The organism is Planococcus sp. PAMC 21323, from assembly GCF_000785555.1.
In the GTDB taxonomy this organism is placed as follows: Bacteria; Bacillota; Bacilli; order Bacillales_A; family Planococcaceae; genus Planococcus.
This window is the reverse complement of sequence record NZ_CP009129.1, coordinates 659,088-683,535: the sequence shown is the minus strand read 5'-3', so window position 1 is coordinate 683,535 and position 24,448 is coordinate 659,088. Positions and strand designations below refer to the sequence as shown.

20 protein-coding genes, 1 pseudogene and 1 riboswitch are annotated in these 24,448 nt (G+C 39.1%); of the genes and pseudogenes, 8 read left to right on the top strand and 13 right to left on the bottom strand.

Going from position 1 to position 24,448, the window contains the following annotated elements; translation table 11 throughout:
- Positions 1–12: 12 nt before the first annotated feature.
- The 4 genes from PLANO_RS03445 to PLANO_RS03430 form a co-directional block, all read right to left on the bottom strand.
- The gene (locus tag PLANO_RS03445; protein ID WP_038703028.1) at positions 13–876 is read right to left on the bottom strand and encodes a YitT family protein; all 864 of its coding nucleotides are present in this window, start codon (positions 874–876) and stop codon (positions 13–15) included.
- A gap of 288 nt (positions 877–1,164) precedes the next feature.
- On the bottom strand, positions 1,165–1,605 hold the full coding sequence (locus PLANO_RS03440; RefSeq protein ID WP_038703026.1) for a VOC family protein: 441 nt from the start codon (positions 1,603–1,605) through the stop codon (positions 1,165–1,167).
- Positions 1,606–1,651: 46 nt separating this feature from the next.
- Positions 1,652–2,983, bottom strand: a complete 1,332-nt coding sequence (locus PLANO_RS03435) for an aldehyde dehydrogenase family protein (RefSeq protein WP_038703024.1) — start codon at positions 2,981–2,983, stop codon at positions 1,652–1,654.
- Between the two features lie 200 nt (positions 2,984–3,183).
- A complete protein-coding gene (locus PLANO_RS03430; RefSeq protein ID WP_038703022.1) occupies positions 3,184–3,735 on the bottom strand; it encodes an MEDS domain-containing protein in 552 nt (183 codons plus the stop codon).
- 197 nt (positions 3,736–3,932) lie between these two features.
- Here PLANO_RS03430 and PLANO_RS03425 point away from each other — a divergent pair, with 197 nt between their 5' ends.
- Positions 3,933–4,796, top strand: a complete 864-nt coding sequence (locus PLANO_RS03425; RefSeq protein WP_038703020.1) for an N-acetyltransferase — start codon at positions 3,933–3,935, stop codon at positions 4,794–4,796.
- A gap of 85 nt (positions 4,797–4,881) precedes the next feature.
- Here the strand turns inward: PLANO_RS03425 and nhaC are convergent, their stop codons facing one another.
- Both nhaC and PLANO_RS03415 read right to left on the bottom strand, forming a co-directional pair.
- Positions 4,882–6,339 (bottom strand): Na+/H+ antiporter NhaC, encoded by a 1,458-nt coding sequence (gene nhaC / locus PLANO_RS03420; protein ID WP_038703018.1) that lies wholly within the window; start codon positions 6,337–6,339, stop codon positions 4,882–4,884.
- Positions 6,340–6,510: 171 nt separating this feature from the next.
- On the bottom strand, positions 6,511–6,783 hold the full coding sequence (locus tag PLANO_RS03415; protein WP_038703016.1) for a hypothetical protein: 273 nt from the start codon (positions 6,781–6,783) through the stop codon (positions 6,511–6,513).
- A 210-nt stretch (positions 6,784–6,993) separates the two neighbouring features.
- Here PLANO_RS03415 and PLANO_RS03410 point away from each other — a divergent pair.
- Positions 6,994–8,490, top strand: a pseudogene (locus PLANO_RS03410) (LTA synthase family protein); the annotation flags it as partial.
- A 524-nt stretch (positions 8,491–9,014) separates the two neighbouring features.
- On the top strand, positions 9,015–9,518 hold the full coding sequence (locus PLANO_RS03405; RefSeq protein ID WP_038703012.1) for a TlpA family protein disulfide reductase: 504 nt from the start codon (positions 9,015–9,017) through the stop codon (positions 9,516–9,518).
- Positions 9,519–9,590: 72 nt separating this feature from the next.
- Here PLANO_RS03405 and PLANO_RS03400 read toward each other — a convergent pair whose 3' ends face one another.
- Positions 9,591–10,340: a phosphatase PAP2 family protein gene (locus PLANO_RS03400; protein WP_038703010.1), complete on the bottom strand. Its 750-nt coding sequence runs from the start codon at positions 10,338–10,340 to the stop codon at positions 9,591–9,593.
- 151 nt (positions 10,341–10,491) lie between these two features.
- Here PLANO_RS03400 and PLANO_RS03395 point away from each other — a divergent pair, with 151 nt between their 5' ends.
- Entirely contained in the window at positions 10,492–11,382 is an 891-nt protein-coding gene (locus PLANO_RS03395) for an oxidoreductase (RefSeq protein WP_038703008.1), read from the top strand.
- Between the two features lie 74 nt (positions 11,383–11,456).
- Here PLANO_RS03395 and PLANO_RS03390 read toward each other — a convergent pair whose 3' ends face one another.
- Complete coding sequence (locus PLANO_RS03390; RefSeq protein WP_038703006.1) at positions 11,457–11,933, bottom strand: NUDIX hydrolase; 477 nt, start codon at positions 11,931–11,933, stop codon at positions 11,457–11,459.
- A 202-nt stretch (positions 11,934–12,135) separates the two neighbouring features.
- Between PLANO_RS03390 and PLANO_RS03385 the strand changes: the two genes are divergently transcribed.
- On the top strand, positions 12,136–13,029 hold the full coding sequence (locus PLANO_RS03385; RefSeq protein WP_038703004.1) for an oxidoreductase: 894 nt from the start codon (positions 12,136–12,138) through the stop codon (positions 13,027–13,029).
- A gap of 52 nt (positions 13,030–13,081) precedes the next feature.
- Here PLANO_RS03385 and PLANO_RS03380 read toward each other — a convergent pair whose 3' ends face one another.
- Positions 13,082–14,203, bottom strand: coding sequence for an NADH-dependent flavin oxidoreductase (locus PLANO_RS03380; protein WP_038703002.1), 1,122 nt, complete (start codon positions 14,201–14,203; stop codon positions 13,082–13,084).
- Between the two features lie 198 nt (positions 14,204–14,401).
- Between PLANO_RS03380 and PLANO_RS03375 the strand changes: the two genes are divergently transcribed.
- Together PLANO_RS03375 and PLANO_RS03370 are read left to right on the top strand one after the other, a co-directional pair.
- Entirely contained in the window at positions 14,402–15,874 is a 1,473-nt protein-coding gene (locus tag PLANO_RS03375) for a protein adenylyltransferase SelO (protein ID WP_038703000.1), read from the top strand.
- 174 nt (positions 15,875–16,048) lie between these two features.
- Complete coding sequence (locus tag PLANO_RS03370) at positions 16,049–16,936, top strand: fructose bisphosphate aldolase (protein ID WP_038702998.1); 888 nt, start codon at positions 16,049–16,051, stop codon at positions 16,934–16,936.
- 61 nt (positions 16,937–16,997) lie between these two features.
- Here the strand turns inward: PLANO_RS03370 and PLANO_RS03365 are convergent, their stop codons facing one another.
- The gene (locus tag PLANO_RS03365; RefSeq protein WP_038702996.1) at positions 16,998–18,554 is read right to left on the bottom strand and encodes a class I adenylate-forming enzyme family protein; all 1,557 of its coding nucleotides are present in this window, start codon (positions 18,552–18,554) and stop codon (positions 16,998–17,000) included.
- Between the two features lie 252 nt (positions 18,555–18,806).
- Entirely contained in the window at positions 18,807–20,021 is a 1,215-nt protein-coding gene (locus PLANO_RS03360) for an aminotransferase-like domain-containing protein (RefSeq protein ID WP_038702994.1), read from the bottom strand.
- A gap of 200 nt (positions 20,022–20,221) precedes the next feature.
- Here PLANO_RS03360 and PLANO_RS03355 point away from each other — a divergent pair, with 200 nt between their 5' ends.
- Positions 20,222–20,707, top strand: a complete 486-nt coding sequence (locus PLANO_RS03355) for a BsuPI-related putative proteinase inhibitor (protein ID WP_038702992.1) — start codon at positions 20,222–20,224, stop codon at positions 20,705–20,707.
- Positions 20,708–20,765: 58 nt separating this feature from the next.
- Here PLANO_RS03355 and PLANO_RS03350 read toward each other — a convergent pair whose 3' ends face one another.
- Positions 20,766–21,644 (bottom strand): 5'-methylthioadenosine/S-adenosylhomocysteine nucleosidase, encoded by an 879-nt coding sequence (locus PLANO_RS03350; RefSeq protein WP_442956648.1) that lies wholly within the window; start codon positions 21,642–21,644, stop codon positions 20,766–20,768.
- Positions 21,645–21,790: 146 nt separating this feature from the next.
- A riboswitch (purine riboswitch) is annotated at positions 21,791–21,893 on the bottom strand.
- An 884-nt stretch (positions 21,894–22,777) separates the two neighbouring features.
- Positions 22,778–24,391 (bottom strand): glycoside hydrolase family 13 protein, encoded by a 1,614-nt coding sequence (locus PLANO_RS03345; RefSeq protein ID WP_038702990.1) that lies wholly within the window; start codon positions 24,389–24,391, stop codon positions 22,778–22,780.
- Positions 24,392–24,448: the final 57 nt, after the last annotated feature.

The window sequence follows — 24,448 nt, the reverse complement described above, 5'->3', positions numbered from 1 at the left end:
AAACTCTTCAGTTTAGGAAACTGAAGAGTTTTTTAACATTGGATTTTTCATGAAGTTATCGTCTTTCCGGAAATTCCCCATAACTTCCATCGTCTCACTAATGCTAACAAATGCGTTTGGATCAATATTTTTGATGAGCGGGCGAACAAATGCCAACTCGTGACGACCAATTACGCTATATAATACTTTTACTTTGGTCGCTGAATAAGCACCTTCACCATCAACTACAGTAATGCCTCGGTATAAATTATCAAGCAACTCTTTTTTAACAGCATCGCCTTGCGTTGTAACAACCATCAAGCTTAGCTTAATATGACGTGTATGCACACGATCAATAACGAGCCCTGAAATGTAAATTGAAGCCATCGTATACATAGCCAGTTCCCATGAGAAAACGAAACCAGAAACAAAAACGACTGCACTATTCAGAATAAAGACAAGCGCACCCAATGGGATATCACGTTTCATTGATAACAATAATCCTATAACATCAAACCCACCTGTTGAACTATAATAGCGAATAATAACGCCCATGGCTGCTCCGGCAATAACACCACCAAATACAGTAGAGAGTAGTGCATCCTCTGTTATTTTCACTACAGGAATATACAACATTGAAATCGATGTAACAACGACCGAAAACAAGCTATTCGCTATAAAATTCTTTCCGAGTTTCATCCATCCCACAACGAGAATCGGGATATTTAAAACAATCATCCACACCCCTGCATTTAAAGGTGTTACTAAACCGAGCATCATCGCAATACCAGTTACACCGCCTGCCAATATTTCATGCGGTAGCAAGAACATATTAAACGCAACCCCAAGAACGATTGAGGAAATAAAAATAATTACTAATCTCATCCATTTATTCATAACTAAACTCCAATCCTGAGACAATCCTCAGCCAAGCTATTTTGTTCATCCCACAAAAAAAGGGCGTGCATTTGCACGTCACCTTAAGACTATTTATTATGCTGTAATTTTCTCTTCAACAAAAACTACGAAACCTCAAATAAATTGTTCTTTTTATAGTGAATCAATGTTTTATATTATAGTGGCTTTCAGTCGTAGAATGCAAGCCTTTCTTCTTTTGTTCATAGACTGTTTGAAATTCAGTTTAAAAGTACTTTTATTACTAGGGTTAAGATTTGATGTTTCGTTTTAGTTTTGTTCAACTTCGACTGAAATTTGCCAGTCGATGCCAAATTTATCGGTTAGGCTTCCATATAATGGTGTCCAAAAAGTTTCCTGTAACTCCATTACGATGTTACCCTCTTCAGCCAATTTATTGAAAACAGTTCGTCCTTCTTCAACATTATCAAAAAACAAGGTAACGGTTATATTGTTTCCTTGTTTAAATTCTGGCATACCAAGACCGGGTACGACATCCGAAATCATCAACATGTCTCCATTTTTTAAATCAATTTGAGCATTCATGACCAAATCTTTTGCGCTATCTGGCATGCCTTCCATATCCCCATCATTTGCATCACCGAACGTCATCATGCCTACTAACTTTCCACTTAACACTTCCGTATAAAAATGGGCCGCTTCTCTGCCAGTTCCTTCAAAGTTTAAATAAGGAAATAACTTTTTAATCATGATCATTCTCCTTTAAAAATAGATTTTCAAGCGTCGAGTTAATCCTTTATAAGAGATTATTGCCAATCATTTTTACTGCGGTCATTTCTTTGATGGCTAAATTGACTTCTTCTTTACGTGTCGTTCTTTTGCTATTTCTTGTAAAAACACCTGCATGCAAAAGAGATTCGGGCTCATTCATATAAGAAAGTACGTCTTGTTTTGTTTGAAAAGGTATAATATGAATAATTGGGGCAAGTGAAATGACATGATTTTCTGTCTTGTCTGCTTCTACATCAATAATTATCGTCGGTTCCATCATTGAATGGTGATGGCCACCGCCAATCAATACATTAGCTCCATTATCAATCATATTTTCTACCCACGCATTTGCTTTTTCTGCAGCTGCTATCGTTCTCATTGGTCCAATATCTATAGTGTCATCTAATGGATCTCCGACTTTAAGTGCTTGTACTTTTTTTATGAGCTCTCCCAAAAACTTTTCATAAACTCCTTTTTGCACGAAAACATGCTGAGCAGACATAATCGAGAGGTCTGTATGAAGTAACCCCTCATTCACAATTGTGGTAATCGCAAACTCCAAATCAGCTTCATTAAAGATAATTGTAGGATTCTTCGTTTTGAACTCTAATAATTTTTTCTCGGTTTGATGATGTTTCTTTCTCCCCCAACTTTTAGTAGCTATCAAAAGTTTTACTTTTGGATGGTTTATTAAATTTCCTAGTAAACTTTGATGGGGACCTATGACTATGTTAATAACTCCTTTTGGCATACCTGCTTTTTCAAACAGGCGATAAAGTAACCCTGTTGAAAAGGCCGTTGACTCAGTTGGATTCAAGACAATCGTGTTACCTGCTGCAATTGCCGGCGCTAGTTTATATAGAAATAATGCTAGTGGATAGTTAACAGGTACACTGATAGCTATTACACCCAGTGATACCCGTTTTACTATACCGAAGTGATTTTTTCCAGCCACTTGGTTTATTGAACTTCGCTCTCCATAAATTGATTTTGTTGCGAGTGATGCAAAGCGTAGCACTTGAGCAGCATGGGCTACATCTAGCCGACTAACTTTAATAGGCCTGCCTCCTTCTAAAGTTAACAGACGTGCAAATTGTTCTGTTTCACTTTCGAGTAAGTCCGCCGTTTTCCGTAGAATTTCAGTCCGCCTTTGTATCGGCATTTTCTTCATCGTTTTCGTATAAACGCGATGTGCACTCGTAACTGCGCTTTCTACATCTTGAGAGTTAGCGTATAAAATTTTCCCAATCACTTCAGCATTGTATGGATTGTGGATTGCGATTTCTTTATGCTCTTGTTTATCTAGTTCTTTGCCTTCAATGATCGAGCCGAAATGATAGTTTCTAAGTTGGGACATTTCGGTCTTTCCCCCTTTTGAAACAGCAACTTTTTTCTATTCAATTCTTAAATTCAACTAATCTTATCATTAAATATAATCCCCAAACAAAACAATTGTCAATATTCTGACAAAATAACAAACTTATTTCAACTTGAACATTCGACACAAAAAAACTACCCATAATTTTTTATGGGTAGTTTTTGTCTAATGATATCAAGTTATTTCACAAGTGGTGTGATTGTATCGTCCGTCATGAACAAACTATGGCAGTTTAATAATAATTCTTTAAGTGGATTTGATAATCGAGCCGCATCATAAGCGCATACTGAAATCACATTCATTTCGGGAACTAATTGTTCCACAGCAGATTCGTACTCCTCAATACTCTTGGAGATTTCGACATCGCCTCGCCATTCTATATGCCCCCAAGTTCGGAAGCTCATTTCTTCCTCTAAAAATGGATCAATCAATGTAGAGAAATACTCTAAAATGGTCGGTGGATGAAAATTTCCATTCCGCCAGTAAAACGTAAAATTATTTATATAATGAAAGTTCTTTAACTGTTCTTTAGTAAAAAGCATTTCAAGTTGTTCCACTATTTTAGGATAAGATCGTTCATTTTCCACGAATAGTACTTGATCACCCTGCTCTATACCATCCTTAATATATGAAACAGCATTAGCAATATAGCGATCATTGTCTTCTGCATAATAAAATACGTGGTCACCCTTAGATAGTTTATCACGAATACCCATAATATGTTTTTCCAAATTATTTATCCCCTTTAAACTAACGCGTTAATTACCGTAAATAACGTCTTTTTCACTCTATCTACTATACACACATTTTGTAGTAAAAGATAATGGAAACCCTTCCTTCATTATACATGACAACACTTAGCATACCGAATACAATATTCTTGTATATAATATAAATAGCTAATTCATCCGAAATAAGGAGTGTTTTTATGGAGGTTTCGATACGTCAATTACGATCTAATGATCTTCAATATTTAGAAAAAATGCACACCGGGATCGAGAATGACTATATTCTTCGAGTATATGATCGAATATCAAGTGGCTCTAGCCGCATGTATGGTTTATTTATTGACGAGCACCTTGCAAGCATTGGAGGCTACACGATTTTTGCAGAACAATACGTCATGCTCGGAAGAATGCGTAGTGACTTGCGTTATCGTGGTAACAACCTTTCAACACAACTAATGAGGTATATTATGAAGCAAATTTCAACACTTTCTACTATTCAGTGGATCGGTGCAAACACGCAACAAAACAACATATCGGCGCGGCGCGTTATGGATAAACTTGGACTCACAGCTATCTCCACACTATATAGTGCAATTTCAAGCGATACTTCTATACTGGAGAGTGACGGAAAGCTATGGAGAAAAGTAAACGATTTATCAAAAAAGAAAGCGTGGATAAAGAAACTATATATCCAAACAGGTGCTGTTTTTCCTTATGAATGCTATTACGCGTTTCCTGCTTCTGAAAAATTATTTCCTGAAGAAAAGCTTGTTCAATGGTCTATTTTTGAGAATCCCCAGCAAGATCGTATACTAATTACAAAACAAGATTATAAGCGTGAATATTACTTACATGTGGTATATCCATGGGATGATCTATTAAAACAGGCTGGATTGTGGGAAACAATTTCAATGGCACAGCAGGAGTTAAGCATAAAAGTAAATACGCCCCCTTTTATTTGGATAGACTTGAGCCCTTCGCAAGTGCATTCATTACCAAACAACCATCCTTTTGAGTTGCCTTCACCGTGGCTTTTATACGGCACGGGACAGCCGATAGAATAATATAGTTTACACAATAAAGCGAGCCCTCTCTTTTGTATTTCAAAGAGACGGCTCGCTTTGTTTGTAACCATCGAATGAAGAAAATTTAAACGCCCTCAGTCAATCCGTTTTCACTGTTCATTCTTTGCTCTTTTACTTTTAATTCTTCAACTTCATCTTTTGTTAAAAATTGAACTTTATAGCCAACTAACCCCATCACAATGCCGATAACCGGGACAGCATAATTTAATACCGCATAGGGCGCATATGCAAATGGATGTACGGCTAAAGTTGCAAAAATAAACACACCACATGTATTCCATGGTACGAATGGAGACGTTAACGTTCCTCCATCTTCAAGTGCACGTGAAAGATTTTTCGAATGCAGTCCTTTGTCTTGATAAGCTCTTGCATACATTCTGCCTGGAATCAGGATCGAAATATACTGTTCGGAAGCGGTTGCATTTGTGAAAAAAGCAGATACAATTGTCGCTGCGATTAAACTACCTGCCGATTTCGCTACTTTCAAAATCTGGTTAACAATCGCTCTCAACATTCCTGTATGTTCTAATATTCCACCAAGAACCATTGCGAAAATTGTTAAGGAAACTGTAAACATCATAGAAGCGATGCCACCACGATTGAATAAATCGTCAACCATATCATTACCAGAAGTAATAGCAAAGCCATCGTGAAGCGTGTTAACTGCTGCTCCAACATTACCTCCTTGAACGAATATTTGGCACATAAACCCAAGGAAAACACCGATCAACAAAGCTGGTAACGCTGGTACTTTAAATGCTACTAATACGATAATGATTGCGGGTACTAATAATAACCAAGGAGAAATTAAAAAGTTACTGTCGAGTGATGATAGGATTCCTTCAATATTTCCTTTATCAATCGCCGATCCAGCAAATTGACGACCTAGGAAAAAGTAAACCACTAATGCAATCATTAATCCTGGTACTGTCGTGTATAGCATATGTTTAATATGTTCGAATAAGTTCGTACTCGTAATACCTGCAGCTAAATTAGTTGTATCTGATAGAGGTGACATTTTGTCGCCAAAATACGATCCAGAGATAACCGCTCCTGCAACCATTGCAGCCGGAATCCCCATACTAATCCCAATCCCCATACCTGCAACACCAATTGTGCCCATCGTAGACCATGAGCTACCGATTGCAAGTGCAACAATTCCACAAATAATACAAATGGTCATTAAAAATAAAGAAGGCGTAATAATTTGTAGGCCGTAATAAATCATTGTTGCAATGATACCGCCGCCAATCCATGAAGCAATTATCATCCCAACTACAATTATAATGAGAATCGCGGGAAGCGCTAGACGAATTCCTTTGTAAGCACCTTCTTCTATAGTTTCCCATTTATACCCCATGCGCCAAGCAATAATTCCAGCAACAATTGCTCCGATCGCTAACGGTACGTGAGGGCTTCCTTCAAACACAATAATTGTGAGTGCCATAACGGCGATCATAACAACTAATGGAAGGAGTGCTAAACCAAACGGTATTTCGATATCTTGCTTTTTTTCTTTCATGCTATGTATCACCTAACCTTCTTTTGTAATACTTTTATATTACAGCAAGATTTGAAATTATCTATCTATTTTTTGGTGGTTTATCTATTTTTAATACAACTAGTTTTTTCTTATCAAAAACAACCGCCCAGTTTAACTGAGCGGCTGTTTTACTTTATTTCCTTCTTCGGTTTACTCTTTTTTAGTCATAGCATAATAAATTTCAGCTTCAAAAAACTGGCGACGATTGTCGGCCGATCTTCTTCTAGATAATTGACCATTCTCTAATACCCGGTAACACGTATAAAACGGAGCTTTGTCATTTTCCACTACTTGCCAATTCCCATAAAGTGATTGTTGTTTCCCAAAATCTATTGTGAAATTTTGACCAATAGATAAGATTGGGTGTTTGCATGCCTTATTTTCTGATGTGTTATTACTTGAGGTTTTTTTAGATATTTCCATAACTAACACTCCCTCTTAAAGAATCTTACTTCTAACTTCTCTCTAATTAATAAGTACCCTAAGCCATCACATATTTAAACGGCAAATATTATGAGCTTCTCTACTTAACAATGTTTCTAGTCTTCTTCCGAGTGGTATTAAAAAGTATGACTCTGTTTTATCTAACCTTAAGTTATATATAACGCGGAAAATATTATTTGGAGGTGTCTAATGAAGTTTCTGGAGTATTGGATTTATCTAATCCTATCCATATCAAAAATATTATTATTCAGCATATATGCTGGAACCCATTTCTCTTTTAGCTTTTTCGTTCTAAATCTCGCTTCTATTGTGGTCTTATCTAGTTGGACTTTATTATTGAATAGAAAAAAGCGGAATTGGATCTTGCTTGCATTGTTATTTTTGCATAGCACCTTATTGGTCTCGGACCTATGGTATTATCGCTATTTTACTGATTTACTATCTATCGTACTCATTTCCGATATTACGCAAATGAGTGATGTTGGTGGTGGATTTCTAACCTTAATTGAAGCGAAAGACTTCCTCTTTTTTGCCGATTTGCTTTTCTTCTCATTGTTGCTTTTTTCTGCTCGCCATAAAGAAGATACCATTACGCAAAAAAACAAACGTGTTTTTGCAGGTGCTGGCTTTGTATTAGGGCTTGCATTTGTTGTCATTCCGCTAGCTATTAGTTACAGCAACGATGAAGAATGGCTTATTGGTGAGCCAATTTCAAATATGCGAGAATATTATCAGCTTGGATTTTGGGGCTATCATGGATTAGATTTTGCTCAGGGTATTGGTTCTTTTTTCAAAGAAAGTGATTTAACTAAAGAAGAAGAGGCACAAATCCGGAAAGTGGTACCAGACACACCATCCACCGTGTCCGATTCAAAAAAACCGAATATTATTGTGGTCCAATTGGAGTCGTTCCAAACCTCTGTAATCGATCACCAAGTAAATGGGCAAGAATTGACACCTCATTTAAATGCGTTGAAAAAAGAAGCGCAATTTTTCCCTTCGTTTTATCATCAAACACATGAAGGTCGCACTTCTGACGCAGAATTTATTACACTGACATCACTTTACCCACTAAAGTCAGGATCTGTTTATACACGATACGCCGCAGAAAATGAATTTAATGCTTTACCAGAACTATTGAAAAATGCTGGTTACGATACTGCTGCTATGCACGCATTCAAAAAGGACTTTTGGAATCGTGACGCAGTTTACGAAAATATCGGCTTTAATCATTTTTTTAGTCGACCAGACTTTCCTGAGGGACCAGAGATTGGTATGGCTGTAAACGACGAAGATTTCCTAACGACATCTGTTGAACTTACCGAGCAATTAAAAGAGCCTTATTTTGCATTTATGGTAGCCTTATCGAGCCACACGCCTTATACCATTCCTGATAAATTTGAGGAGCTGGATTTGAGCGGCTATGAAGATCCGTTATTAAAGGGTTATTACGAAACTGTTCATTATGTGGATGGCGCAGTTGGGACTATGATTGAACAATTAAAACAAAAAGAGATGTGGGATGATTCGTTAATTATTTTTTATGGCGATCACGATAGTGGACTAACTCAAGCTGATAGTGAAATGGCTCAGTATTTAGGGGCAGAAACTGAAATGGAATTATTTGAACTCGATCGTCAAGTGCCCCTCTTTATCAAACCACCTAATCTAAAAGAAGGAGAAACAGTCAATAGCGTAGGTGGACAAATTGATATCGCACCTACAATTCTCGATATTGTTGGCATTACCCCTTCTCATATGCTGGGAAATTCTTTACTAAACGAAGACAGCAATTTGACTGTATTTCGCGATGGTACGTTTAGATACGAAGAGATGTATTTCGAGCCTGATTTAACTCAACCCGCTGGAAACGGCAGTTGTTTTGAGATTGATTCTGGGCAAAAGCTTGCGATTGAACAATGCGACAGATTTATTGATACGGCTACTGAACAACTTTATATATCGGATCTAATCATACGAAAAAATGCTTGGAAAAAAATCAACGCGAGCAAGTAGGTTTGAAGAATTGTAGCTATTCTAGTTATTGTGAGCTAGAAGCTTATGATTTAGTATACTTATGTCTATTAAGTGAACCCTCTTCATCAGAAGAGGGTTTTTGTGGAGTTAATCGAATGTCTTTTATTGAATTTTCACTATATGATAGAGCTACAAAGATTTACTAAGCTCGCTCACAGTAAAGGATGATTGCGATGAAAGCGTGGGTAAAAATTAGTATACTAATGACTTTCCTTTTTGTATTAGGCGGATGCGCCCACTCTGAAGAAAACGTAAAAAATGTAGCGCCACCTTTTGAATTGGTAGATTTAGAAGGAAATCAGCAAAATCTTACGGATTATGCAGGACAAAAAGTATATGTGAAATTTTGGGCTTCTTGGTGCTCAATTTGTTTGAGTGGCATGAAAGAATTGAATACATTAGCCGGTGAAGAAAATGACTTCACAGTGTTAACGATTGTATCGCCTAGCTCTAATGCAGAAAAAAGTAGCGATGCCTTTACTAAATGGTTTAAAGGTTTTCCCAATGCTGAAAATATTACAGTCTTATTAGATGAAGGCGGTACATTTTTTGATGAATACGGTGTCATCGGCTATCCAACATCCGTTTATATCGCATCAGATGGCACGCTTGTAAAGAATCAGACGGGTCACTTTGGTAACGAAGAAATCAAAAATACCTTTGAAACAATTCAATAACTAAACAGTAAAAACCGCATGTAGCTAGCCTCTTAGCTAATACATGCGGTTTCTTTAGATAACTCCACTATTTTATTTTGAGAAAAAAGGGATCTTTGTAAGGACGGATTTGTATAAGGGCCCAAGTAAATGACGTAGTGCTTGAACAGGTGGCACTGGACTTTTGCTGTGCCACTGAATCCATTCTAATGCAATTAAGCTAAGCATCAACCAGATAAGACCTGCGATATAGCCTGCCAACACATCACTTGGAAAATGTGCTCCCAAGTAAATCCGACTTGTACCAATTGCAATAATAAGCAAACTCAATACACTAACCGCGGTCATTTGAATCCAAGGTCGCTGACGTGTTCGAATAACAAGATAAATCACAAAGCCATAAAAAATTAACGAGCCCATTGAATGACCGCTCGGAAAACTGTAGCCGACTGCATCGATTGCCTCGTTAATGCTTGGACGATCTCGGAGGTATAAATGCTTCAGCAACAAGGTTAAAAGAGAACCCCCACCTATGGCAATAATAAAAAATAATACGCCCCATTTATCTTTCATTTTTACTCCTAATACCAGTAAAACAATAATGGACGATAAGGTTAAAAACCATACAGATCCCATTTCAGTTAAAAAGAACATGATTGTATCCATCGTCGAACTCGAACTTGCTTGAACAAAGTTGATGACAAAGTCATCAAAAAACTCTACTTCTTTTTCCATAACTTCCTCAGCCAATTCTGCAAATAACACAATAAATAGCGAAGCAAGGCCGAGTCCGCCAAGTAATAGCAAAAAGGCCAAGCCTGCTAATTTTTCATTTTTTTCCATCTTATCGCTCCCGATTCTAATTGATAATTACCTTTACCCTTAATCGATAAAAATATGTAAAGGAAATTTTTCTAACTCTCCTATTTGTTACCTAGCGAAAGGCATGGTACTTTTAAGTAAGTATTAAGTCGATTATTCAGGAGCTGATAGGTTGGAACATCTAAATGGAAAGATAGCTATTATTACAGGGGCGAATAGCGGCATCGGCCTAGAAGCTGCAAAAGTCCTTGCTAGTCTCGGTACACATATCGTGATGGCTGTACGCAATATTGAAAAAGGTCAATCCGCTCGTGACGTAATTCTCGAAAGCGATTCAGAAGCACAAGTGTCTGTGATGGAGCTAGATTTAGCAAACCTTGCAAGTGTTCGCCTATTCGCGCAAAATTTTCAAAACCAATATGATTCACTCAGCTTATTGATTAATAATGCAGGTGTCTTGGGTCCTCCTTATTCGAAAACAGAGGATGGATTTGAACTGCAATTTGGGAGTAATCACCTTGGTCATTTCGCCTTGACTGGGCTATTGCTGCCCATGCTGAAAAAAACACCGCATTCTCGTGTAGTTTCTCTTAGCAGTCTAGCCCATAGAGGCGCACGTATAGATTTTGACAATCTGGACGGTTCTAAAGGCTATAAAGCGATGAAATTTTATGGTCAAAGCAAGCTTGCCAATTTATTATTTGCACAAGAATTGGATAAACGCTTTAAAGAACACGACATCCCAATCTTGAGCGTTGCTTGTCATCCAGGGATTTCTGCGACCAATATTTTTAAAATTGGAAAGCGAGACGCACCGCAATTTTTGAAATCGTTCATGCATTCGATTTTACAACCGCCCGCACTGGGTGCTTTGTCGACGGTTTATGCAGCGACAGATTTGCAACTTAAAGGTGGCGAATACATCGGGCCAGACGGCAAAGGACGAAGAAAAGGCTATCCTGCACTCGATACCCCTCATGCATCTGCTCGGGATCAAGAAGTATCTGAAAAGCTTTGGGACGTTTCTGAAAAGCTTACCGGCGTAAAATTCGATTTTGCTTAATAGTTCTACAAACAAAAAGACACGATCATTTATTAAGATGATCGTGTCTTTTTGTCTTGAATTTAAAACGCCTATTACTTGCTAGATACTTCTGCAGAACACTGAAGCTCTAGAAATTCTTTAATCACAGTACAATGACTGCCGACTAATTTGGCAGGTAACCTTTCTGGAGAAAAAAATTTAAAGCTCAAAGATTCTTCATGATCGACAGTTAACTCGCCGCTGTAGACGTCTGAATAGTAAGCAGTTGTCACGACATAATATTCGTCTCCGTTTTTAGCCACCACGAAATGGTTGGGTCCTGAATATACATTGATCAGTCTTAGTTCACTCACGGTAAGTCCTGTCTCTTCTAATACTTCCCTTTTAGCTGTATCTTCAGTTGATTCTCCCAGTTCCATTAACCCACCAGGAAGCCCCCATAAACCTTCTGGAAATTTTCGTTCCTCTAGTAACAATCGTCCATCTGGGTCAACTAGAACTACCACTGCACCTACTAATATTAACGGGCTGTGCCCAACAACTTTTCGTAACTCTTCTACATAGCCCATACCCAACGCCCCTTTTTTGAATAGCTTTGATAATCGCCAGTGTGCTCTTTTTTCTTTATATGTATTTCTCTCCTCTATTTTAACGCCCGTTCTAATCGATTGCCAAATTATGATTTCCAAAACACTCAAAGACCCGATAAAATGAAAGACAGTCATGCCCGGTAATCGGAAATCGGAAAATAGAAGTAAAGGACGTGATTAGATGCTTACAGGAAAAACTGCTGTTATTACGGGTAGTAATAGCGGGCTCGGATTTGAAACGGCGAAAGGTCTTATAGGAATGGAGACAAGAGTCATCCTTGCTGTTCGTAATACCGAAAAGGGACACATAGCGCGTAAAGAGTTACTGAAACTACATGGGTCGGCCGAAATCATTGTGATGTCGCTCGACCTTGCCAGTTTAGATAGCATTCGGTCGTTTGTGGAACAGTTTAGAAAATCGTTCGATACACTCGACTTGTTGATCAATAATGCAGGGATTATGGCACCACCTTTTGGAAAAACTGTAGATGGCTTTGAATTGCAATTTGGCAGCAATCATCTTGGCCATTTTGCATTGACTGCTCTACTTCTGCCATTGCTTGAAAAAACTCCTGACTCACGAATTGTGACCGTTAGTAGCCGTGCCCATAGCCGTGGTTCAATTGATTTCAGTAATCTTGACGGAGCTACAGGCTATCAAGCCAAAAAATTCTATAATCAAAGTAAATTAGCTAATTTGTATTTTGCATTAGAACTAGACAAACGTTTTAAAAAACATGGGTTCCAAACAATAAGTGTTGCATGCCACCCAGGCGTTTCTGCTACAAATATCTTAAAGCTTGGCAATCGAGAAATTCCAGCTGTTCTAAAAAGTCTCGCTAATTTGTTTCTTCAACCACCTCATATGGGTGCCTTGTCGAGTATTTACGCTGCAACTGAACCTGGTTTAACAGGTGGGGAATACATTGGACCACTTGGTCAATTTCAACGAAAAGGATATCCTGCATTAGGAACGCCACATAGTAAAGCAACCGATTCTGAAATTTCTCGTAAACTTTGGACTGTATCCGAACAATTAACTGGCATTTCGTTTCCCTTTAATAGCGAGCATTGAGTAACATTAAAAAGCGATTTTTGGAAATAAACCAAAAATCGCTTTTTTTAGTTTATTCTTCTACTCGGAACCACCCGGGTGCATTAGTAACCATATTCCAAAGTTTTTCCGGAATCTCTAATTGGTCTCTTTTGCTTATATAGATAGCTTGGTAAATTTCTTTATCACGGCTTTTTTGAACTTTTGAAAGCCAGTCTGGATCCATAATTAATGCGTGGCCAAGTGATACTAACGGCGTGACGGCTAACGCTTCTTTAACGTCACTTAAGGTTTGCAATCCACCCACACCGATGACTGGGACACGATTACCAATATGTTGTTGAATGATTTCTACACGGGACCGACTGTCTTCTTCACGGATAGATCCACCAAAAAACCGTCCGACAGAAACATGAACATAATCGATGCCTTGGTCAGCGATGGCAGTTAAGAAATTCAACGTGTCGTCCATCGTAATTCCTGGCACTTCTCGCTCTTCTGGGCTAATACGATAACCTACCACAAAAGGTTTATCAGCATGCTTTGTCACAGCTTCTTGGATCGACTCGATGACAGCGAGTGGAAATGCCATTCGCCCATCAACATCGCCTCCCCATTGATCGGTACGCGTATTGGAGTGCGGGGAGAAAAACTGCTGAATCAAGTAGGTATTGGCACCGTGAATTTCCACTCCATCAAATCCAGCCTGAATTGCACGCCTTGTTGCTTCCCCGAACGCTTTTATTGTTGCTTCGATTTCTTCTTGTTTCATTTCACGTGGTGTTTCTGCATCAGGTCGCAACGCGGGAACTGAGCTTGCAGAAACTGGCTGTTCACCTTTTAATAATTTTTCATTCGACATACGACCAGCATGGTAAAGCTGTAAAATTGCTTTAGCACCGCCTTCTTGAATAGTTGTCGCCAAACGATTCAGACTGTCGATACGCTCATCACTGTCTGCACCAAAAGGTCCTGGAAAACCAATTCCGAGTGGTTCGACATGTGCACACGCTGTGATAACTGCCCCTAGGCCGCTCTCGGCGCGTCGCTTATAGTATAATAACTCAGCATCCGAGACGTCCCCATTAGAATCAGAAGATGAGGTCGTCATAGGCGCCATCAAAACTCGGTTTTTCACAGTTAATCCCGAGGTAAAAGTAAATGGTTCAAATATATATTGTGTTGTAATTGTCATTTCGATTCCCCCCTTATCTAGTTCTTTACCCATCTAAAGCTATGAGCATGCTTATCTTTTAGAGAAATTCTAGTTTTGGCTAAAAATATAAAGGCTTTCGGTTACGACTCTATACACACCACTCAAACAGCAGATGCATGTTTGCAGATTTAAGAAGGTATAATGAATACATATCCTATTGGTAAAGGAGAATTTATCATGAATAAAAAAGAACAAACTCGTATTGGATGGCAGCTCGAGGATAGTTATTCACTTCTGCCTGAAATTTTTTATAGCAGGTTTTCGGTCAATCCTGTACCGGCACCCAAACTGGTTATTTTCAATAAAGTACTGGCAACTAAAATTGGTTTAGATCCAGATGAGTTAACGAGCAAAAAAGGTGTAGCGATTCTTGCTGGAAATGAAGTTCCAGAAGGAAGCATTCCCCTTGCTCAAGCTTATGCCGGTCATCAATTTGGCAATTTCACCATGCTTGGTGATGGACGCGCTTTATTAATTGGTGAACAACGAACACCTGCTGGTAATCGTGTAGACATTCAGTTGAAAGGTTCTGGTCGGACGCCTTATTCGAGAGGCGGCGATGGTCGTGCAGCACTGAGACCGATGCTACGCGAATATTTGATTAGCGAAGCCATGCACGGACTTGGCATTCCAACTACTCGTAGTTTAGCAGTTGTGGAAACCGGTGAAATGGTTCGGCGTGAAACTCCTCTTCCTGGAGCCATCATGACACGCATTGCTGACAGCCATATCCGTGTTGGCACGTTTCAATACGCCGCACGCTTTGGTGAAAAAGAAGATTTAAAAGCTCTTGCGGATTATACAGTACAACGACATTTCCCACATATTCAAGAAGGTGACAATCGCTATTTAAAATTGTTCCAAGAAGTCATTCAGCGTCAGGCGGCATTGATAGCTAAATGGCAATTGGTTGGCTTTGTTCACGGCGTGATGAATACTGACAACATGGCCATAAGCGGTGAAACCATTGATTACGGCCCTTGTGCATTTATGGACAATTTCGATCCGAAAACTGTTTTCAGTTCAATCGATGCACAAGGTCGTTATGCTTATGGCAATCAACCGATGATTGCCGGTTGGAACTTGGCTCGTTTTGGTGAAAGTCTCTTGCCACTACTGCACGACACACCTGAAGAAGCTGTTAGTATCGCACAAGCTGAGCTAAGTAAATACATTGCGCTATTTGAAAGCAATTGGCTGTCTGGCATGCGCAAAAAACTAGGTATTTTTAATACAGAAGAAAAAGATTTAGCATTAGTAGAAGAATTGCTAAACCTAATGCATAGCAATAATGCCGACTATACCAATACATTCCGTGCATTAACTTTCGATAAGCTTGAAGGCAACAAACTATTCAACACAGAGGATTTCAAAGCTTGGCATAGCTCATGGCAAACACGTCTCGAACGACAAGAGGAGAACATAAACCAAAGTCAGCAACTAATGCGTGATAATAACCCAGCAATTATCCCTCGCAATCACCGAGTTGAAAGAGCATTAGAAGCAGCAGAATTCAAAGGAGATTACAGACCGTTGCACAAGCTGTTGGAAGCATTAGCTAATCCGTATGCTCATTTACCAGAACAAGAAGCTTACACATCACCTCCAGAGCCAACGAGCGGTCCTTATCAAACATTCTGCGGGACTTGATTGGAGTAAATACGTTTAGTCGTTTTTATTCAGGGAAAACCTGAAGTAAGGTTGGATTAATAATTTTTTGTAGTTTCTTCTAATTATTGTTACAATATTCAGTGAAAGAGTTTCTTTACAGTAAATTTTTAATAGACCAATTGACTTACAAAATTTATTTAAGGAGTTGGGATGATGAATCAGGAACAAATGGACTTTGTGAAAAATGGAAAAGGTTTTATTGCGGCACTTGACCAAAGTGGCGGAAGTACACCAAAAGCTTTAGCACTTTATGGCGTATCAGAAAATCAATATTCTTCAGAAGAAGAAATGTATGACTTAATCCACGAAATGCGGACACGTGTTATGACTGCTCCTTCTTTCAATTCCGATTCAATTGTTGGCGCAATTCTTTTTGAACAAACAATGGACCGTAAAGTAGAAGGTCAGTATACACCTGATTATTTATGGGAGAAAAAAGGCGTTGCACCATTCTTGAAAGTCGACAAAGGACTTGCAGATGAAGAAAATGGTGTTCAAGTGATGAAACCAATGCCTAACTTAGACGACTTATTAAAACGTGCCAACGAACGCAATATTTTCGGCACAAAAATGCGTTCTGTTATTAAAGAAGCAAATGCTGATGGGATTAAAAAAGTAGTAGAGCAACAATTTGAAGTTGGCAAACAAATTCTTGCTGCTGGTTTAGTGCCAATTCTAGAACCCGAAGTGGATATTAACAGTAAAGACAAAGAACAGTCCGAAAAAATTCTTAAAGAGGAAATGCTCAAGCATTTGGACTCATTAAACGAAGATCAAAACGTAATGATCAAAATTACGATTCCGACAGAAGATAATTACTACAAAGAAATGATTGATCATCCACGCGTTGTTCGCGTAGTTGCCTTGTCTGGTGGTTACAAACGTGATGACGCCAATCAAAAATTAGCAGCTAATAATGGGCTAATCGCTAGCTTCTCGCGTGCTCTATCTGAAGGCGTTAATGCCAATCAAACAGACGAAGAATTTAACGCAATGCTAGAAAACTCTATTAAAGACATCTACGAAGCTTCAATAACTTAAACACACAAAAATGCCCCGTAGCCTTTTATTGGCTGCGGGGCATTTTAATAGAGCTGTAAAGTTAATATCGGCTCTCCGGAACTTTTCGGAACCATTCAAATTCACTAATATGCAGCTCCCGTAGTTTGTATTTCATAATCTTTCCTGAAGCATTTTTCGGTAACAACTCAACAATCTTATATTTCTTAGGAATTTTATATCCAGGAAGATGCTCCAAGTAGTAATCCATTAATTGATCTTCTTCGATCGTTTCTCCCTCTTCAGGCACAATGATGACACCCACAATCTCTCCCCACTCTTCTTCTGGTAAACCAACAGTTGCTGCTTCTGCCACTTGAGGATGATTTGCCGTGACCTGTTCTACTTCAATCGAAAAAATATTTTCTCCAGCTGAAATGATGCGGTCTGCTTTACGATCAACGAGCGAGATAAACCCATCTTCGTCAATTGTCGCTAAATCTCCAGTCAATAACCATCCGTCATGGAAAGCTTCTTCTGTTTCCTGCGGTTTGTTGTAATATTCCTTCATCACGGTATTGCCTTTTATAACAAATTCACCAATCAAACCGGGTTGAACATCTTTAAAGTCATCATCCACTACCCGCACTTCCATGAAATACATCGGCTTTCCACCTGATCCCAATTTAGCTTCATGCTGTTCTGGTAGTAAAAAGACTCCTCCTGGTCCACCTTCAGTTAGCAAACATAAATTATAAAATTGCTGGTGACCGAAAAAATCCATTGCTTTTTTGACAAGTTCCGGATCGATGGGATCTGCCCCATACATACATTTGGTGACAGAAGACAAGTTAGCTGTTTCTGCATTAGGTGCAAGCAATAAAGCTTCGTACATATCTGGTAAGCCAAAGAACACAGATACTTGGAATTCTTCAATTGCCTGGATTACATGTTCAGGATCAAATTCAGATAAGATGATGTTGGACGTTCCAAGCAAAATACCAGTGAATAAATAAAGGTTTAATTGAACCGAGTGAAACAGTGGCACTGCATGAAGAATACGGTCCTCAGCATCTAGTCCGACACCAAAAACAAACGACGCACTGACATTTGCAAGACGCTGATGATCAAACAACGCACCTTTTGGTTTTCCAGTAGTGCCAGATGTATAAAGAATTTCAGCATTATCGGTATTTAATACTTCGACCGACGGTTCTAATGCACTGTCGCTTAATACACTTTCCCAACTCAGATAATCGTTATTTACAGGAGTAGGATGGACAATTACTTGTTGAAGTGAGGTTGCTCGTCCCTTTCCTTCTATAATTATACCCTCAAATTCGGCATCACAAAAAATAAATCTACTTTCGGATTGTCCGAAAATGTATCCACTTTCCTCTGCATTTAACCGGTAATTAACAGGCACGGCAACACCGCCAGCTTTTAAAACCGCAAAAAATGCTAGAACATTATAATCCGAGTTTTTCATAAATAGCGAAACCTTATCACCTTTTTGTAAGCCAGTTTCTACTAGTCCATTCGCCATTCGATTGATTTCTTCGTTTAGTATTTGGTATGAGTAAGTTCTTCCATCACAAGAAATGGCCACCTTGTCTGGAAAGCGTTTAGCATTTTGTCTGAGTGCTGCTGTTATATTCATTTAAATTCCTCCTTCTCTAAATGTCTCGTTCTTCCTATAGCAGTTCCTCCTGTCTTGGAAACTTCTAGCTCTTGAGCGCCCGTTAGAAATCTCCGGATTTTCTCAAATAGTAGTATTAACTTTACAGTATTCTGAAAATATAGTCAATTCTTATATTCTTTTATTCTTATATTGAAAAAATAAAAAACAACCAAATTCATCAATAGATTGACGAGTTTGGTTGTTTTAACGTGCTTTAGAATAGCTAGTATATTACTCTACATTTTTAGCTGTTGATACGATATGTGTCCCTACTACTCTTCCTAACAACTCCACACCTTTAACAATTTCTTCATGACTTGCATAACTAAATGACAATCTTAAATACTGTAGACCTTCTTGCTGATTTAAGAAAAAGTATTTTCCTGGAACAAAAGCTACACCTGCAGCAAATGCCTCCTGCAGCATTTTTGAAGTATCAACATCCGGAATTTGAACCCACACAAAGTAACCGCCTTTTGGCACAAACCACGAAACAGAAGGTGGCAAAAATTCTTCTAAAGCCGATAACATTGTGGCACATTTAGACTCATATACAGTTGTTAACTTTTCCAAATGCTCGTCAAAATCAGTTGCTTCAAGAAATGAAGCCATCGTCGCTTGGTCAAACGGATGATCTAAATCTTTTTTAAACCAACTTAACGGCGCAATTAATCGTTTGTCCGCTACTACCCAACCGATGCGCATGCCTGGCGCTACAACTTTCGATAATGAACCTACATAAATTACACGGTTTTGAGTGTCCATCGCTTTTAATAGTCGTGGCCTTTCACCAAAACCTAACTCTCCATAAGCGTCATCTTCTAAAACAAGAAAGTCATATTGCTCTGCTAGTTCCATCACATGCTGTCTGCGTGCGAGTGACAAAGTTGTACCTGTCGGATTTTGGTAGGTCGGAATGGTATAAAGCAATCGCGGAATGGGTAAGCCTTTATCTTTACGCTCGGCTAACATTTCTGCTAATACTTCAGTTTGCAATCCGTTTTCATCGATTGGAATGGTAATGTAATGCTCTGTATAGTTTTGGAAAATTTCCAATGCTTCCATATAAGTCGGTGATTCGACAGCAACAACTGCTTTATCGTCTAGAAGAATACGCGCAATCAAATCAATTGCCTGACAAGCACCAGACGTGACAAGCAATTCATCGTTTGCCGTTTCTACATCGCGTTGCGCCATTCGATTTTGAAGAAACTCTTTTAATTGCGGAACTCTCGGACTACCTATGTAATGTAGTGGTAAGTCTCGCTCCTCATCTAGTAAGCGAGCAACCGCTTGTTTAATTTCTTCAGAAGGAACAAGCGATGGCGCTGGATATCCCGAACTAAGACGCAAGCATCCTGCTGGCATTGGAGACATCCACTGACCAGGTGGGTCGTTTTTAAAAGCTCTTTCAATTTCTTTAGAAAAATGGAAGTCTGTTTTCATGTATTTCGTTCCCCTTTCATCCAGCTAATAGAATAATGCGAAATCTCATAATCCCTATTCTACAGTGTGAGCGTCTTAATGTGTAGGCGGCCATTAAAATATTCAGTCGATTCTTAATTAGTCGTGTAACTTTTCAGGTACCTCAACGTTCTTATGAGAAAGCAAGTTTCTTGTTTCTAAATCGATTAGGAGGAAGCATCATGAAAAGATTTAACTGGCTCGGAGCATTTTTGATTTTATTTGCTGTCTTATTTTTAGCAGCTTGTGGAACCGAGAAAAGTGACGAAACCGATAACGATTCTGAAAAACCCACAATTGAAGAAACCGAAACAAATGGTGAGGAAGTTGCAGAGATGAAACCGGCAATCGAACAAATTAACGACAATACTTATCGCTATAGTTTAGTAAATGAAACCGGTGAAACGCAAACTTTCGAATTTACGAGTAGCCAACGCTTCGACTTTTCATTAACAAATGACAGCGGCGAAGTAGTTTTCCTTTTTTCGTCTGTCAGTGTATTTGCACAAGCTTTAGGTGAAGAAACTATTGATAGCGGAGATAAACTAAGTTACGACTTGGAAATTCCACCACTTGACCTCGAACCTGCCACTTATGAACTTGCTGCTTGGTTAACACCAAGACAAGGCAAGATGGATAAAGTGACAATTGATCATATTGTGAAATAGGAAAAAGCATTCTCTCTACTAATCAGAGTGAGAATGCTTTTTCATTTGGACACTATTTTTATTTACTTTCTAAAAACCTAATGTATTCTTGTACGACTTCGTAAACGTATTCTTGATTTGCAGCGGCTGTGTCTGGGTTATATTTGCCGTCGTTTGTTTTATTGTTTGATAAAATACGGATTGCTAAGAACGGTACATCGTATGCTTTTGAAATCATTGCAGATGATGCTGATTCCATTTCTTCAACAGAAGTTTCGAAGTTTTCATGGAACCAATTGATGCGGTCGACTTCATTATTCCATACGTCTGCGGATCCAATGGTACCTTCAACCACTTTACCTTGTGTGTAGCTATCTTTCACATTAATAGCTGCAGCTAAAAGATCTGGATCTGCATCATAGTAACGCGCCTTCTCAGCATTTGGATCTTCTCCGGCACTTCCTTCAGAAGCCATAACGTCCATCGGCTTCCATTCTGTTGCTTCAATGCCTTCTCCTTTTGCACGGTCGCCTGTCTTCATCGAACCGATATTAACTGTGCGTTCACCAATGACGATATCAAAAACATTCAACTCTGGATCATGTCCACCTGATGTACCTTGGTTGATGATGGCAGCCGGATTGTATTTTTCAATCGCAATCGCTGTTGCAGCTGCTGTGTTTTCCATACCTTTACCTGTTTTTGAAACAATAACAGGATAATCATTTACTGTACCGATATAAAATTCATATGTAGATCCTGATTCTTCGATTTCAACATTCTCCAAACGCTCTGCGAATTTCTCAGCTTCGATCGGCATTGGACCTTGAATGAGAATAGGACGTTTCGTTTCTTCTTTTTCTTTGTTTGTTTCGCTTGACTCAGTTGTAGAACTGCATCCTGCCAATACGACCAATAAAACCATCGCCATGATGGATACTAGCATTTGTTTGCTAATAGCTGTTTTCATTTTTGTCATGTGAATTCCTCCTAGGTGTATGCTCTATTCGGTAATTGGATCAAAAAAAGATCCAGGATCGGCTTCTACCGGTCGGACCTTTGGAGCCAAAGCATAAATTGAGTCGGAGAGTCTACACACGCCAAGCAATCAAAACTCTAGCTCGTAGTCCGGTTCTTTAAAGGGAACCTGGTAGAAACATTCGGACCATATTACCGAATTTATACGAGCGATATAATGTTTATCACTTGGTAACTATAACAAATAGAAGAATGTCGGTCAACATTTTTACGAACATTAAATAATATTTTCCAAATAATAGTTCGTCTTTAAAGGTTTTTATTGGTATTTACCAGTGTTTTACTAACGGAATTCATTCTATTTGTGATTTTTCTTATTTGATTCCTTGATTCAGAATTTCCACGTGGGAGTATCTCGAATTCCACAAGTTGACTTATCCCAACAAATACTTTATTGTTAACTACGCGATGAGCTCGTTTGCGTAAGACGGACAAGCACTCCTTTTAGGAACACGTTGTGGAACGTGGCTTGGAACGCCGCAAACTATCGAAACCCATCTTGCCTTCGGGCAAGATGGGTTTTTTTGATGTTTTGAAGTGGAGAATGCTCTTTAAATCAGTTTTTTTGCACTACATAAGGATTCAACATTTGGATTTCTAGTTTGATTGCGGGATGATGGAGTTTGTTTGCGGAATCAAGACGGTTGTTTGCGCGATAACTGGGTTTATTTGCAGGATCCAGTAGTTTGTTTGCGCGATAGCGATATTTGTTTGCAAAACGTAAAATTAAGCTCTTTACGTACGGGAATCTCCTTGCGCTCTCGAGCTCAAGGAGATTTCAATTTCATTATTCATGTTCTTTAAGCTGGAAGACATAGTTTTGAGCGCTTCTTTTTAAGTTACATAAGGATTTATTCAGCAAATTAGATTTTGTTTGCGGGATAAAAGAGTTTGTTTGCAGCATCGTGACGTTTGTTTGCGGGATGCGAGGCTTTGTTTGCGGAACCCGAGAGTTTGTTTGCGCAATCCGCTCGTTTGTTTGCAAATTACAAAATAAAGCTCACTCGCACAAAAAAACCCCTTGCGCTCAAGAGCACAAGGGGTTTTTCAAATTCACAATTCATATACGCGTGCTTCAAATGGAAGTAATTGTTTTGGATCAAGTTGCTGATAATTATGCAACAAACAGTTTGCAGATTCCGGTTCATCCCAGTAACATGCGTACTCTGTCAAATTGGTAATAACCAAAATTGTTTTTTCTTCATTCGTACGAGTATAAGCATAAATTGATTCGTGATCCACGTCTTGCAGCTCATAGTTCCCGTAGACGAGAACATCATGCTGTTTGCGGAGCCAAATCATCTTCCGATAAAACCAGAGAATCGAATGCGGATCGCGAAGCTGCGCTGCTACATTAATTTCTTCGTAATTCGGGTTAGTGCGTAGCCACGGATCCGCATCCGAGAACCCTGCGTTCGGGCTGGCGTCCCATTGCATCGGCGTTCGTGAATGGTCACGACTCTGTGCTTTGATGATGGTCATCACGGCGTCATGTTCCATCCCTTCGGAACGGTTGTAATGGTAGAGATTATGCGTTTGAATATCTTTGTAATGCGTCAATTCATCAAACGGCGCGTTGGTCATCCCGATTTCCTGACCTTGATAAATAAACGGTGTACCTTGCATGAAAAAGTACATACAGGCGATTGCAGTCGCGCTTTCTCGCCAATATTGTTGATCATTTCCCCACGAAGACACAATTCGTGGTTTGTCGTGATTTTCGATGAATAGCGCATTCCAGCCATGACCTTCGACAGCTTTTTGCCATTTGGTCAATACTTCTTTTAACTTTGGAACATCGATTCCAGTTGTCGAATCTGTATCCCATAGCCCCATGCTTTCAAACTGAAACACCATATCGAATTTCCCATCATCTTCTGAAATCCAATCTTTGATATCATGTGCTTGAACACCATTTGCCTCGCCTACTGTCATGATATCGTGTTTTGCAAACGTTTCATCACGCAGTTCCGCAAGCAACGGCTGAATCCCTTTAACATTCATCATCTTCTCCCAAGCTGGAACATATAAATTTTGCTCAGGATCTTCCACATCACTCAACTCTTTTTTTATGTGGCTAATGGCATCAACGCGGAATCCATCGATACCTTTGTCTAACCACCAATTGACCATATCGTATAATGCTTGCCTCACTTCTGGGTTTTCCCAATTCAAGTCTGGCTGTTTTTTAGAAAATAAATGCAAGTAATACTGCCTTGTTGCTTGATCGTATTCCCATGCCGGACCACCAAAAATACTTTCCCAGTTAGTCGGCTCATCACTCCATATATACCAATCGCGTTTGTCATTATCTTTTGAAGCGCGTGACTCCATGAACCACGGGTGCTCATCACTCGTATGATTGATTACCAAATCGATAATCAGCTTCATCCCCCGAGCATGAACTTCTTCTAGCAAACGATCAAAATCTTCCATTGTGCCGAATTCATCCATGATGTCTTGATAATCGCTTATGTCGTATCCGTTATCATCATTAGGCGATTTATACATTGGACAAATCCAAATTACGTCAATTCCTAGATCTTTTAAATAATCCAGTTTGCTTGTTACGCCATTTATATCGCCCACACCATCATTATTCGAATCCTTAAAGCTTCTCGGATACACTTGGTAGGCAACTGCTTCTTTCCACCATTTCTTACTCATAACTCATCCCTCACAAAGACCTCATATCCCCTTCAAATCCAACCGCATCTCAGCAAA